The sequence below is a fragment of the Priestia aryabhattai genome (assembly GCF_023715685.1).
Taxonomy (GTDB): Bacteria; Bacillota; Bacilli; order Bacillales; family Bacillaceae_H; genus Priestia; species Priestia aryabhattai_B.
Genome location: NZ_JAMBOQ010000002.1, coordinates 726,740 through 741,404, shown reverse-complemented (window position 1 = coordinate 741,404; position 14,665 = coordinate 726,740). Strand labels below are relative to the sequence as shown.

Below are 14,665 nucleotides of genomic sequence, written 5' to 3'. Positions count from 1 at the left end.
CTTTTTGTTCATTTATATGTATTCGCTTTAACATCCATTACTGCGCCATTTTTTAAAGTTGTGATTCAAGCGGGATAAGCTTTTTTCCAGTGCTAAAATCTCTTCTTCCGACCAATCTTCTAATACTTCAGCATAGGCTTGTTTACGCTTGTTTTGTACATGCTGCAAAATATCTTTCCCTGAATCCGTCATTTCAATTAAACTGATCCGACCATTTTCTGGACTCGGAAAGCGGCGAACAAACTGTTTAGCCTCAAGCGCAGATACTTGCCGGCTAGCTGTAGATAAGCTTAGTTTTAAATTTTCAGCTAATGCATTAATCCCGAGCGGACTGCGCTGATCTAGCTCGCTTAAAAGTAAATATTCAGAACGGTCCAAGCTTCCAAGCTTGGGACTGTGCGTCGTTGTCAGACGAACAAGCAGCGCAATTTCGTGCTCAATGGTTTGCAGCGAGTCTCGCTTCACCTCTGTCTCCCCCTTTATCTCATAGAACATTCTGTAATTTTTGATATATTTACTATACCGCAACCGTTCGCGTGAACCAACCTTTTTTCCGCTTTTCTTCTATTGTATAGATAGAAATCATAGATAGGGTACATTTAATTGTAGCATCACAGGACAGTGGTCGCTTCCCATTACATGCGGATGAATAGCAGCTTCTTGAATAACGTCTTTGATCCTCTCTGATACGATAAAATAATCAATGCGCCATCCGATATTTCGTTCTCTCACTTTGTTCATATACGACCACCATGTATATGCTCCTTCTTGATGCGGGTATAAATAACGAAATGTATCGAGAAATCCGCTAGTAAGAAGCGTCGTCATTTTCCCTCGCTCTTCTACTGTAAAACCGGAATTTCCTCGGTTTGGCTTAGGATTGCGCAAATCAATTTCTGCATGTGCTACGTTTAAGTCTCCGCATAAAATCACTGCTTTACGGCTATTTAATTTTTTTAAGTACACGAGCAAATCATCTTCCCATTGAAGCCTTTCTTCAAGCCTCGCTAAATCTCTTTTAGAATTTGGCGTATACACATTTACTACATAGCATTGGTCAAACTCGAGTGTGATAATACGCCCTTCATCTTCCGATTCTTTATCAACACCGTATGAAACGGATAAAGGCTTCTGCTTTGTAAAAACAGCCGTTCCGGAATAGCCTTTTTTCACGGCGTAATTCCAGTACTGATAGTAACCTTCTAGCTGCAAATCAATTTGTCCTTCCTGCAGCTTCGTCTCCTGAATACAGAATACATCCGCATTCACTTCTTGAAAATAATCTAAAAATCCTTTTCGCACACACGCGCGAATGCCATTTACGTTCCACGAAATCAACTTCATAAACTCTCCACGTTCTCCTCGCTTAATTTATGTATCAGTTTTTAGTGTAGACAATTTTTTATATGAGTTCAAATAATTCAAAGCATATACTTTTCTTTTCAAGGTATTCCTGATATTTCTTCTTATTTTATTTTCCGTACCACAAACACTAGATATAAGAGGTGAAAAGCAATGTCAACAAACAATCGATATAACAATACCGAAGAAGTTTCTGCTGTTTCTAAAAAAGAAGAACACCCTACTAAACAATGTGAAACACAAGATCAAACGGCGCTCACTAAAGAAGATTTTTCTTTAAATGATTCTGCCATTAAACATTTCAGCAGGTAATCCATAGAAATAAGAACCCGTTAACTGGTAGCAAGACTTGTTACATCGAGCTCTTGCTATCCATTTCTTAAAAACAAGGTGATCATATGCTAAAAACCAATCAAATGATAGAAGCCATTAAAGAACATTCCATGCCCTTTGCTAATGTCGATGACTTACTGCCGCTTATTAACAAAGCAAGCCACGCTCAATACGTTCTTCTCGGCGAAGCATCGCACGGCACATCTGAATTTTATAACATTCGAGCAGCTATTACGAAAGAATTAATTCAGCATCACGGCTTTTCCTTTATAGCAGTAGAAGGAGACTGGCCTTCATGTTTTGAAGTCAACCGCTATATTAAAGGCTATACAAATCAATACGCAAATACCGAAGATGTCTTAAAATCTTTTAACCGCTGGCCTTCGTGGATGTGGGCCAATCAAGAAATAAAAGAATTAATTGAATGGCTTCGTGTTTATAACCACAACCTGCCGGCACATCAGCCAAAAGTAGGTTTTTACGGCTTAGATGTATACAGCCTGTGGGAATCGATGGAAGCTATTATTGAGTACTTAGAAAACAACCACTCTTCTGATGCACAGAAAGCAAAAAAAGCATTTGAATGCTTTGAACCTTTTCACCGTGAAGCACAGATGTACGGAATTTCTTCTGCTCTTTACGGAAAAAACTGCATGGTAGAAATCCTGGAGCTTTTACAAACCATTCAGCAAAAGAAAGACATCTATACTCATGAGCCTGAGGCTGCGCTTAGTATGCAGGTAAATGCGCTGGTAGCGAGCAATGCTGAAGCTTATTATCATACGATGATTACCAATGACAATGAATCGTGGAATATTCGCGATCGTCATATGGTAGAGGCTTTAAAATATATTCAATCTTACTACAAGGGTAGTGCTAAAGGAATTGTATGGGAGCATAACACTCACATCGGAGATGCAAGAGCAACGGACATGAAAAGCAGCGGCATGGTGAATGTAGGTCAGCTTACCCGTGAAGAATACGGACAGCAGCATGTTTATGCCGTCGGATTTGGAACTCATCACGGCACGGTCATTGCTTCTGATAGCTGGGGTAATCCACACCAGGAATTAACTGTTCCTCCAGCTATAAAAGGAAGCTGGGAAGATACCATTCACCGAGCAGGTGCTTTTGATCAATACCTCATGTTCACGGAAGCAAATCAACCATTTTTTAATTCAACCATAGGCCATCGCGCCATTGGTGTTGTATATGACCCAGAGATTGAACAATACGGAAATTATGTTCCTTCTCGCTTGTCAAAACGATATGATGCTTTTATTTATGTAGAAGAAACACATTCTTTATCGCCACTCGCCTTTTAATCAAATAAGCGGACTTCTAAAGAAGTCCGCTTGTTTTTATTGTAAAAAGCTCCGAATCGTCTCCGTCACAAGTGCGTGGTCTTCTTCTTGCGACATGCCTGATACGGTGATGCTTCCAATTACCCCAACGTTTTTAACCGAAATCGGAAATGAACCGCCCACCGCTTCAAATTCCTGAGGGTTAGCTGCATAAAACTGAGCGTAGGAACGATTTTTTAACTCGCAGTACAATTTCATATAATACGAGCTGTGATGGTGGCGAAGAACGGTGTTTGATTTTCGTTTAATCCATTCTTCATGATCGGGAATTGCCCCTTCCATTGCATGGTGAAATAAGGTTTGACCATTTCGTTTAATATTTATGGTAACTGCCTTCCCCTTACTTTTTGCTTCATTAATAATAGCTGTTCCTATCTGCAAGGCTTGGTCATTTGTAAACTGATGAAATATCAGTTCTTTTTCTTGCTGAACTACTTTTTCAAGCAGTGTCTCTACCGAATGATTACTCACTGTTTGTCGCTCCTTAGTTAAAATAGACCGCTCGTTTTTCTTTACTGCTTTCAAACGCTGCTTCGATAACTTTAACCACGTCACGGGCTTCTTCTGCCGAAACCGGAAGTTCTTCTCCTCTAAGCAGGCTGTCGGCTATTTTTTTATAATAAGTCACATAAGAACCGTGCAGAGTTTTAATTTCTTCGGTTTCTCCTTCGCCTGTTGTCAGCTTTCCGTAGTATTCAGGGCTGTCGGCTCCCCACGTATCATCTAAAGGCTTCTTGCCGGCTCTTAGCATATCTTCTTGGCCGTCAATGCCGTATTTGATGTAGCTTGCTTTTGTTCCGTGAACTTGAAAGCGAGGTCCGTTGCTTGGCACAATGGCGCTTGAATGTAAAATGACGCGAAGAGAACCGTATCCAAGTACCACATGGAAGTAATCATCCGTACGTGCATGGTCTCGCTGACCAAACACATCGGCTTGAACAAAGTCAGGCATTCCAAAAAGATGTAAGGCTTGGTCAATTAAATGAGATCCTAAATCATAAAGCGCTCCTGACCCAGGTCCTTCATTTTCTCTCCAGCGGTCTCGAACAGCTGGACGATAGCGGTCAAAATGGGCTTCATACATTTTAACGTCGCCTAATTTTCCTTCTTCAATCAGCTGCTTCACCGTCAAATAATCATTATCCCATCTGCGGTTATGATAGACGCTTAGTTGAACATCTTGTTCTTTTGCTAATTGAATTAATTCATTTGCTTCTTTTTCCGATACCACCATCGGCTTTTCAACAATCACATGCTTGCCTGCGCGCAGTGCGTCTTTCACCATTTCATAGTGCATGCCGCTAGGCGTTGTAATAATAACTAAGTCAACGCTGTCATCTTCTAGAAGTTCAGATAGAGTGCTTACTACTTCAACATCCTCTAAGTCACTCTTCACTTTTTCAGGATTTGAACTCATTACCTTTGAAATATGAAATTCGTCTAACACGCTTAAAAGCGGCGTGTGAAAGACCGTTGCTGAAAAACCGTATCCTACTAATCCTACTTTTATTTTCTTCATCGTGTTTCCTCTCCTTTATCAAAATCTGTTACGATAAGCCTCACTTGATTTTGTTCTATTTTTTCTTTTACATCCGCTTCTGGTTCTTTATTCGTAATCATGACATCAATGTCGCTAATATCACATACTCGGTGTAAAAATTCACGTTCAAACTTCGTATGATCCGCAAGCATAATAACTTGTCTTGCACATTGAATCATCTGTCTTTTTAAAAACGCTTCTTCTTCACTTGGAGATGTAATACCATCTGCACCAATGCCGCACGTACCTAAAAACAGCTGATCTACTTTATATTCTTGTAAAGTAGAAATCGTTCTTGGCCCGGTGACGTTACGATTTTTACCGTTAAACTTGCCCGGCAGCAAAAACGTGTCACACGGCGTATATTGATCCAGCAAATCAACATTATCAATGGAATTCGTAATAACGGTTACATGCTTTACATCCATATACTTCGCCATCAGTGCGATTGTCGAAGACGTATCTAAAAGCACGTCATACCCTTCGGAAATAAACGAAGCTGCTTCTTTAGCAATTTGTTCTTTGGCTTTTGTAGGGGTTCGTTCACTATAATCAACGATATGACTGGACGATAGTGTCGCCCCGCCTTTGACTCTCATAACCTCACCGTGTTCTTCAAGCTTCACTAAATCACGTCTCGCCGTATCTTTTGAAACGGTGAACATATCGCAAATTTCTTCTAATGTAATCGTACGGTGTGTATGAAGGTATTCAACAATCGTACTCATTCGCTGCTCTTGATACATTGAAATACCCTCCTTTTTTACTTTGATATGAGTTCATTGTAGCGCAAAGAAACATTAAAAACCAGTAAAAAAACTTAAATTAATTATTTTTTTTACGTTTTTAACTTAAATTGTAGAAAATCATTTAAATAAATTAGGAAAAAAAGCATAAAAAGTGTACAAACGCTTGTTGGTAAGAACCAGCGTATTTTGGATAATACTTCTTCTATATCTGATACCCTTTCATGCTTTTCACTAATCGCTTCTAAAGGATTCAGACTTGTAGTCAACGAATGCCGAAGTTTCTAATTTCCTTTCTTCGTATGTATTGTTGTTTTAGCCATAGCCCTGTCTTTAACGGTGTTTCAGCCTAACAAACGTACAACCAAAAAAAGAGATTGAGACATAACTAAATCAATCCAATCTAAAGACGAACAAATGGGATACATGATCTAGTATGGATTGCTTGTTACACCTCTGTTGATTTCCGTGCAAGACTTCGCTTTCCGCGGGCGGCCGATGAGCCTCCTCGTCGCTTACACTCCTGCGGGGTCTCACCTATTCCGCTTTTTCCCGCAGGAGTCTTCGCCTTGCCCTCCCATCAACAGCTAGAAGCCACTACATACATGAAACCTACGTTCACCATACCAATGAAAAAATCCGAACGAGTTGGATTCTCAATCAAGAATCAAACTCGTTCGGATTTTCCTTCAACTAAAATACTTTTGTCCCAGCCTCTTTATCGTTACATCTTATGTTCAAGCGCCTTGAAGTTTTCTTGAAATTGCTCTAAGCGAACAAGTCCTTCTTCACGCAGACGTTTGTTTTCTTCTTCGATCGTTTTTGTTTCTTGCATTCCTTTCATAATAATATTCCATGTTTGTTCCATCGTTTCTACTTTTACGCTAGGTGCACCTGACATTTTGGCAATTTTAACGCTTTGCTGTGAAATATTTTCTGCATTTCGAACCAGTAGCTCATTCGTTCGTTTATCTAGTTCGTTCATTGACTCGGCTACTAAATTTTGACGTTTCGCTGCAATTGCATTAATAAGCCCATTTTTAAAAATAGGAATCGTTGTAATAAACGCCGAATTAATTTTGCCGATCAGCTTTGTATTTCCTCGCTGCAACATACGGATTTGAGGAGCGGATTGATAAGATACTTGTTTTGCCATTTCTAAATCATATAATCGCTGCTCCATCAACTCGACCGCATTTTTTAAGGTCTGAAGCTCCATTGCCGCTAGCTGATTTCCACTCGACGCTCTTTCTTCAAGTACCTTTAGCTCTTGTTTTAACTCTTCTACTTTCACTTCGCCCGCTACAATGTATTTTTCAAGCTCCATATAATGCTGATAGTTTTGCTCGTAAAGCTGTTCAAGCGTTATGGTTGAGTGCTTCATTTCGGTTTCATATTTTGTAATTTCAACATATACTTTATCAATTTCAGAGCCCATCGTCTCATATTTTTGAAACAGCTTATCCACTATTTTTTGACCACGTTTAAAAAGCTTAGAGAAAAACCCTTTATCTTCGACAAAATCCTTCGCGTCAAATTTATCCATAATCTTTCCAAGCTGCTTTAATAATTGACTTGATTCTTCCATGCTAGACGATTTAATTGTACTAAGCACTTTTCCGGAAAACGAGGAAATTTCATTTGCTGTTTCTTTCCCATACTCAAGTAGAGCTAGCTGATTTTTATAATCAATTTGTTCTGCTAAGCGACGTACTTCCGGCTCTTCTCGCAGTTTTGCTTTTACTTCATTAGGTTTTGTTTCTAAAACTTCTTCGGCTTCGTTTAAATCTAAAGGCTGTAATTCATTTGTTGCCATTTAAAAACCCTTCTTTCTTTAAAAGATTCGTTTTAACCATTTTTGAATGAGCGACGGCTCTTTGAATTCTTCATTAAAGCTAATATCTTCTAGCCAGTGCATATCGAAATATTTTTCTTCGACGAACGCTTCTATATCTATTTGACCGGTCGGATTAAAAAGGACAATATCAACGCCAAATTCATTTAATAGAAGCAGTAAAGCTGCATCTTCACGCGTAAACGCTTCATGTTCATTTCCATGATAAATAATCAACCGGGGGACGTGCTGCGTATAATCAAATTTTTGAAGCATGCGAAGCACATTGTTTGGAAGCTTCAAAGACTGATTAAACAAGTACATTTGATGCTGATACGCATCTTCATGATCCAACCGAAGGAGTTTTGAATGTGTACAATACCTAGAAATGGCTGCAGCTAGTCCTTGCTGAAGCCCGATAGGCAGCTCTTTATAGCGCCACCAGTTGCTTGCAATCATTTTATCAGGACTGAGCGTACCATCACTTCTGAGAGCTCCTTGATAATGAAAGTGGTTATTCCCTTCTATTTTTTTGGCAAAAGGAACAGAACCAATAGTCAAGGCTAACTCATTTTCTGTATGCATGAGCTCGTGCACTTTACTCCAGTACTCTTTTCGGTTTTTAGAAATGCCAAGTACTTTTGAAAACAAAACAGGCACGTGTACATATGGCTTTGACACTTCAAAGTTAGGACGAATAAACGCCCGTTCTCTCATTAATAAAAAAATCTCATCATACGTCGTTTTAAGAGTAACTGAAGTGGGAAAATAAGAACGAAATTGCCACGGTTTATACAGCATGGACTGCTCTGAATGAAGCACTTGCTCAATTTCTTGAGAAGCTCTAAATGCTACCGTTCCTTTTCGAACCGGTTTATCTGTTGGAAAAGGCAAAAGCGAGCTAATAGAAGGAAACGCATGAACAGTTGTTAGATTTTGATTTTCATCCACTTCTTTTAAATTATCTTTTCCTTCTGGATGAAAGGTCAGGACGTCAAAACCTAGTAAAATCAAATAATAGAGAAAATACTGCTCGCTTTTATTCGCATCTCCGTACCACATGATGCGAGGCGCGTGTTCTGGAAATGCTTTATCCAGCAGCCAAGGTTTTACATGATTCCACTGCCACTTTATTAAATCGATTAATACTCGTTGAAAATGCCCATCCATAAAGCCCTCTGCGTGCTGTTCTTTAAAACACGTTAACGTTTCAATAAATTTTTCACGTACTCGTCTATGTATAGCGGGATTTTCTGATTTCACTATCAGCTTTTTTCCTTCTAAAAAAGCAAACAGTCGATTTACAGAAAGGCCGCGTTCTTCTTGATTAATTTTAAGGATCGTTTGAACTTCTTTTAATCTATCATTAGAAATGGACTTATCAAGCTTATCGTGCAGGACAATGATGGATGATGATGAATGTGCAAGTTCATAAAGAAAAGCTGCGTAATCGTCGGTATCAAGATGAGTGCCTAAATATCTGCCCGCCACTTGTTTATAGGAAATTTGTTCCTCATTCTGTATAAAGTCACCTCGCAGAGAAATATCTTTAGAAAAAAGTGCAGTTCCACCCTGCTCATTGAGATTAATCATATAAGGATTGATTAATTTATTCACACCTTACAGCTCCTTTCTTCTCAGACATATACATGCTAAAAAGAAAGGGTACTCGTTAAAGCACCCTTTCCATTCCATTTATCCATCACCTTTTTTATACGGATAATCCGTAGTTGCGGCAAAGGTCCGCCAATCCACCTGAAAATCCGCTGCCAATGGCGTTAAATTTCCAATCGTTTCCGTGTTTATATAGCTCACATACAACGATAGCTGTTTCAATCGAAAAATCTTCGCCTAAATCATAACGAAGCACTTCTTCATTTGTTTCAGCGTCAATCAGACGAACAAACGCATTGGATACTTGTCCGAAGTTTTGTCCGCGAGCATCTGCGTCGTGAATCGTGACGCTAATTTCGATTTTTTCAACGTGGTCAGGAAGAAGAGAAAAATCAACGGCTATTTGCTCGTCGTCTCCATCTCCCGCACCTGTACGATTGTCACCGGTATGCTCCACAGCTCCATTTGGACTTTTTAAATTGTTGTAAAAAACAAACTCCTCGTCATTTACAACTTGGCTTGATTTATTAGCTAAAAATGCACCTGCATCTAGATCGAAATCTTGAGAGCCGGCATATTTATTTGTATCCCACCCAAGACCTACTATTACTTTCTTTAATCCTGGATTGGTTTTGGTTAGGTCAATACGCTGACCTTTTGATAAAGAAATTGACATAAAAACATCCTCCGTACGTTTTCTTACTTTAATGATTAGGCATTTAAACCAAAGTCGTTCACAAGTGCCGCTAAACCGCCTTGATAGCCGCTGCCAATAGCATTGAACTTCCATTCTCCACCGTGTCGGTACAGCTCTCCTACCACGACCGCCGTTTCGATAGAGAAATCTTCACCTAAATCATAACGAATTAACTCTTCGTCATTTGTTGCATTTAAAATACGAACGTAGGCGTTGCTTACTTGGCCAAAGTTTTGACCGCGTGCTTCCGCTTCATGAATCGTAATGGTAAACGCAATACGTTCAATAGATTGAGGCACATTTTTCAAATCTACTTGAACCTGCTCATCGTCTCCTTCACCTACGCCTGTACGGTTATCTCCGGTATGTTCAACTGCTCCGTTTGCACCGGTCGTATTATTGTAAAAAATAAAATCAGATTCTGAAGAACATTTTCCTGCTCCGTTTAATAAAAAGATAGATGAATCTAAATCAAAATCGTTTCCACCGTCATACTTGTTAACATCCCATCCAAGACCTACCACTACGTTTGTTAATCCTGGATTTGTTTTTGTTAAATCTACTTTTTGTCCTTTTGAAAGATTAATAGCCATTATATTCCCTCTTTTCGAGTTGTTTATTTTGTATATTTATTTGCAATTTCACCTAATCCGGTATCTCTTGTGCCATCGCCAGTTGCTGAAAACTTCCATTCTTTTCCATACCGGTAAATTTCACCTGCAAATAAAGCTGTTGCTCCTGAATGGTCTTCAGATAAATTAAAGTAGACAAGCTCTTCGTTTTTAGTACTGTCTACAACGCGAATAAACGCGTTTTTAATCATACCAAAATCTTGGTTTCGCTCAACACACTGATAGATGTTAACCACAAACACAAGTTTATGTACATTTCCAGGAACCTTTTTTAAATCAACAAAAATTTGTTCATCGTCCCCTTCACCTGCTCCAGTAAGATTATCGCCTGAATGCCTCACACTCCCGCAGCTGCTCTGACGATTTCCGAAATACACAACGGCTGTGTTACTCGCAAGTTTATCGTTTGAATCCAGCATAAGGACAGATGCATCACAGTCAATATTCGCTCCGTTTCCTCCGAAACCAAAAAAGCTGCGTTTTTTTACAGGATCCCATCCTAACCCAACAGTAATAGAAGATAGGCCTTCTCTTCCTTTTGTTAAATCAATTTTTTGACCTTTTTGTAGATTAATAGCCACTTTTATTTACTCCTTTGCTGTAACTAACACATTCTTTTTCAGGTTCTATATAGCTCTATATAATAGCCCAGATAAATGAAAAAATAGTGAAATCCCTTATACTATTTTTAACGTTCACGTAAATATTCTTTCCATGGAAAGAATACCACAATTTGGTGGTTGCTTCAAAAATTAAGCTGTCTATTATGACGTAAATTAGTTGATTTAAAGTTTAAAAGTTAAGTTTACCTACTAAAAAAAGACTGTCTCTAAACTCGAAACCCGAGTTATGAGACAGTCTTTTTTGGCTTATTGAGCTATTTTTAAAGTAGGTTCTTGCTGTTCAGCTGTTTTAGCAGCTGCCACGTTTTGAATACGTCCTTCTGCTTTGTATTCAAACGGACTGTTAAGTGTTTTAATATAGTCTACCGTTGCTTGTAAATCTTCTGGTCCCACTTCCATATCTGAAGAAAGTGCGCCAATACCGTATTTTTCATTTCCGTACATATAGTTATTGACTACTACCGTGTATTCTTTTTCTTTGTCAATTTTACTTCCGTCTGGAAGCGTGATATCGACTACTTTATTGGTGCTTCCATCCCACTTATAGTTAAAGCCTGCAATATGGAAATCTAGCCCCGATGATGTGATTTGATTGTTTAACACCGTTTCTAAATCCGCTCCGCTTAGCTTTACTTTATTTAAGACGTTGCCAAACGGCTGAATCGCAAACAAATCACCGTATGTCACTTCCCCGGCATCAAGCTGTGAACGAACGCCTCCGCCATTCATTAAAGCAAAGTCGGCGTTCATTTCCGCTTTCATACCGTCAGCAATTAAGTTTCCAAGCGCGATATCGCCTATTGCTCCGCTAGACGGATAGCCTTTTGCTAGAGCGGTAGATGACTTCCCAACAACTTCTGCTTTAATAGGCGCTGCTAAGTCTTCATACTTTTGCATAATCTTTGAAACTTCAGGGTCTGGCGTATAGTCTTTTTGGTAAACGGTCACGATTTTTGCATCTTTTTTCACGATGTCACCCGTATTATCAATTTCAACGTCTACGTCAGAAAACGCTGAACCGTATGAATAAGCTTGAACAATTAGTTTATTATCTACTACTTTGTTATTTAATACGTGATTGTGAGCTGAAAAGATAACGTCAACTTCATCATCAACTTTTTTAGCTATGTCCGCTGCATCAAATTCAGTAGGCGTTCCATTTTGATTCGAAGGATTATGAGCTAGTACCACAATTGCTTTGATACCTTGCTTTTTCAACTCGGCCGTGTATTTATCAATCGCTTCTGTTTCGTCTGTAATTTTTAAGTTTTCATTTCCTTTACGAACAATCATGCTTGGCGTTTCTTGTGTCACAACTCCGATGAAGCCAATTTTCTTGCCGCCTACTTCTTTTATCGCGTAAGGCTCCGTAATTAACTTTCCAGTTGAGGTATCATACGCGTTTGCCGCTACGACCGGGAAATTCATGCCGTCGTATCCTTTTGTTCCTTTTGGATGGTCTCCGCCTTCAATCATACGGTGAAGCTCAGCAATGCCTTCATCAAACTCATGATTTCCAAGCGTACCTACATCAAATCCAAGTGATTCCATAACTTCAACCGTTGGTTCATCTTGAAACAGCGCTGAAACTAATGGGCTTCCGCCAATCATATCTCCTGCATGAACTAAAAGCGTATTCGGATTTTCAGCTTCTTGTTTACGAATAGCCGCTGCTGTATATTTCATATTTCCAGCTAACAGCGTTTGGCCATTTGATGTAATTTTTGTATCTGTATCCAGCTGACCGTGCAGGTCGTTCATGCCTAACAGCTGAATTTTTGTATTATCTTTTGATTCCCCGTTTAAATTAATTTTGTAAATGCCAAATCCTTTGTCGTCCGTTTTATTTGTATACGTAATGTTGCTTCCTTCAGCTAAATAGCTTTCTCCGCGCGGTGAGCTTGTGAACATCACGTTAGCTGTTCCGTTAATCGGTGCAATTGACCAGTTATCATCAGCTGTCGGCGTGATTTCTTTTTGCTCTGTGATGTAGTCCATTAGAATTTGACGGTTTTCATCCGCTGAATCCACTACAAGCTCGCTTCCTTTGAGACCAGGAAAGTTTCCGCCTCCGCCAGCTCGGTAATTATTTGTCACAACAATAAATTCTTGGTTGGGATCAACCGGTTTACCATTATACGTTAAGTTGATGACGCGGCTTGAACCTCCGTGAATCACGTTTCCATTCACGTCGTATTTTGCTGGTTTTGTTACATCAATTTGGTATTGAACACCATCTATTACGTCAAAATTGTAAACAGGGAAGCTTGGATTTAATAATTCCTGCTCTTCTGTTTTATTCGGTGTAATTTGATTAAATTTACCGGCAGACATATCAATCCAGTCTTTTACAACAGAACCTTTTACTTTGACCGCTTTTAATGTGTTGTCATATAGATACAGGTCACCTGCGCTTCGAATCGTTAAGTCACCTTTTTTAATTTCCGTATATTCATCTACGCCGTTTCTTCCTGCTTTAAAAGGTGCTCCGACTGATAAAATTGGAAGGTCTTTGTATTCCGGCTTGTTTTGAGAAACATATTTTTCCACGTAGTCTTTTTGTGCGTTTGTCACAACTTGAATGGATGGATCATCTTGCACAAGAGAAAAATAGCTGTGGATATCATCCGTCGTTTTACCAATTGGTGTATTCACATATTTTACCGTTGCATCATGATCTTTTTGAACCGCTTTAACAACGCCTTTATCCGGTTCTACCGTACTTTGCGTAACCGTTTTTCCTGACGCGTCTTTTACGTCTTTATACGTTTCACGCGTGGACGATTGAGAGCTTACTACTTTCCATTTTCCTTTTTCTTCTTTTAACGTTAAGTCAATTAAACCAAGTGACCCTCCGCCATAACCTGCTTGGACAGCCGGAACGCCGTTTATCGTTCCTTTTGCATTATCAACGCCAGGAAGAGGTTTTTTATCTGCTCCAAGGAACAAACCGTCTAGCGCAGCTTCCGTTTTAGCAGGAAAAACTTTATGCGTATGTGAAAACGTAATAGCATCAATGCCTTTTACTTCACTTAATGAGTAAATCACATCTTCTGTATTTTGTTTGTTGCCGCTAAATCCAGAGTGAGCCATCGCGACAACTACGTCCGCACCTTTTTTCTTCATTTCTGGAATGTATTTATTGGCTGTTTCAACAATACCTTTTGTAATGACTTTTCCATCAAGGTTTGCTTTATCCCAGTCATTGATTTGAGGAGGCACAAAGCCAATGAAACCAACTTTAATCGTTCGTTTCTTACCATTTTCATCGACGACTTTTTTATTCATAATTTTATAAGGCGTAAATTTGTTTTTGTCGTTTTTTGAATTGTTGTCATGATCGTCAACGTAGACATTGGCATTTATGTAAGGGAAGTTCGCATCGTTGTAAGCTTCTTTTAAGAAGTCTAATCCATAGTTGAACTCATGATTTCCAAGCGTTGCAATATCATAATCCAGCTGATTCATCGCTTTGAATACAGGATGAACTTCGCCTTTTTTCAGTGGATCAATCTTGGCTTTATACGTGCCTAGAGGCGTTCCTTGAATGAGGTCTCCGTTATCTACTAATAAGCTGTTTTTCACTTCTTTTCGAGCATTTTTGATTAAGGTAGCGGTTTTAGCTAAACCCACTTTTTCATAAGAGGCGTCTTTGAAATAATCATAGTTTAATAGATTCGTATGAACATCGGTTGTTTCCATCAGGCGTATGTTCACAAGCGCATCTTTTTTATTGTGGCCTTGGTGCTCGCTTTGCTGCGAGCTTTGTCCAGAGTGACGTTCTTCCGCTCCTGCCTGTGTAGTTAAAAGAGGCATAGATAATAGAGAAAGTGCCAGTGATGTGGATAGGATTTTTTTCGTTTTGCTACTTTTGTTCTTTTTCATCTACCATTCACCTTTCAAGTAAATTATCATCGCTA

The 14,665-nt window shown here is 39.2% G+C and carries 13 protein-coding genes; 2 read left to right on the top strand and 11 right to left on the bottom strand.

From position 1 onward, the window contains the following. Window positions 1-27: 27 nt before the first annotated feature. Together M3225_RS10685 and M3225_RS10680 are read right to left on the bottom strand one after the other, a co-directional pair. Window positions 28-465, bottom strand: coding sequence for a MarR family winged helix-turn-helix transcriptional regulator (locus tag M3225_RS10685; RefSeq protein WP_251393247.1), 438 nt, complete (start codon window positions 463-465; stop codon window positions 28-30). A 117-nt stretch (window positions 466-582) separates the two neighbouring features. Then, window positions 583-1,344, bottom strand: coding sequence for an exodeoxyribonuclease III (locus M3225_RS10680; protein ID WP_251393246.1), 762 nt, complete (start codon window positions 1,342-1,344; stop codon window positions 583-585). Between the two features lie 171 nt (window positions 1,345-1,515). On the opposite strand from M3225_RS10680, the gene M3225_RS10675 reads away from it, so the two are divergent. Beyond that, on the top strand, window positions 1,516-1,674 hold the full coding sequence (locus M3225_RS10675) for a hypothetical protein (protein WP_251393245.1): 159 nt from the start codon (window positions 1,516-1,518) through the stop codon (window positions 1,672-1,674). A gap of 86 nt (window positions 1,675-1,760) precedes the next feature. Next, a complete protein-coding gene (locus tag M3225_RS10670; protein ID WP_251393244.1) occupies window positions 1,761-3,020 on the top strand; it encodes an erythromycin esterase family protein in 1,260 nt (419 codons plus the stop codon). Window positions 3,021-3,056: 36 nt separating this feature from the next. Here M3225_RS10670 and M3225_RS10665 read toward each other — a convergent pair whose 3' ends face one another. From M3225_RS10665 to M3225_RS10625, 9 genes are all read right to left on the bottom strand, one after another. Next, window positions 3,057-3,530, bottom strand: a complete 474-nt coding sequence (locus M3225_RS10665; protein ID WP_251393243.1) for a heme-degrading domain-containing protein — start codon at window positions 3,528-3,530, stop codon at window positions 3,057-3,059. A 13-nt stretch (window positions 3,531-3,543) separates the two neighbouring features. Further along, window positions 3,544-4,578, bottom strand: coding sequence for an oxidoreductase (locus M3225_RS10660; RefSeq protein ID WP_251393242.1), 1,035 nt, complete (start codon window positions 4,576-4,578; stop codon window positions 3,544-3,546). Then, window positions 4,575-5,345, bottom strand: a complete 771-nt coding sequence (locus M3225_RS10655; protein ID WP_251393241.1) for a DeoR/GlpR family DNA-binding transcription regulator — start codon at window positions 5,343-5,345, stop codon at window positions 4,575-4,577. The genes M3225_RS10660 and M3225_RS10655 overlap by 4 nt, the downstream gene beginning before the upstream one ends. Before the next feature lie 724 nt (window positions 5,346-6,069). After that, entirely contained in the window at window positions 6,070-7,161 is a 1,092-nt protein-coding gene (locus M3225_RS10650; protein ID WP_251393240.1) for a toxic anion resistance protein, read from the bottom strand. An 18-nt stretch (window positions 7,162-7,179) separates the two neighbouring features. Further along, window positions 7,180-8,796, bottom strand: coding sequence for a YceG family protein (locus tag M3225_RS10645; protein WP_251393239.1), 1,617 nt, complete (start codon window positions 8,794-8,796; stop codon window positions 7,180-7,182). A gap of 94 nt (window positions 8,797-8,890) precedes the next feature. Continuing rightward, window positions 8,891-9,469, bottom strand: coding sequence for a TerD family protein (locus M3225_RS10640; protein WP_251393238.1), 579 nt, complete (start codon window positions 9,467-9,469; stop codon window positions 8,891-8,893). Window positions 9,470-9,504: 35 nt separating this feature from the next. Then, on the bottom strand, window positions 9,505-10,083 hold the full coding sequence (locus tag M3225_RS10635) for a TerD family protein (RefSeq protein ID WP_251393237.1): 579 nt from the start codon (window positions 10,081-10,083) through the stop codon (window positions 9,505-9,507). Window positions 10,084-10,106: 23 nt separating this feature from the next. Then, entirely contained in the window at window positions 10,107-10,703 is a 597-nt protein-coding gene (locus M3225_RS10630) for a TerD family protein (RefSeq protein ID WP_251393236.1), read from the bottom strand. 288 nt (window positions 10,704-10,991) lie between these two features. Continuing rightward, the gene (locus M3225_RS10625) at window positions 10,992-14,630 is read right to left on the bottom strand and encodes a multifunctional 2',3'-cyclic-nucleotide 2'-phosphodiesterase/3'-nucleotidase/5'-nucleotidase (RefSeq protein ID WP_251393235.1); all 3,639 of its coding nucleotides are present in this window, start codon (window positions 14,628-14,630) and stop codon (window positions 10,992-10,994) included. Window positions 14,631-14,665: the final 35 nt, after the last annotated feature.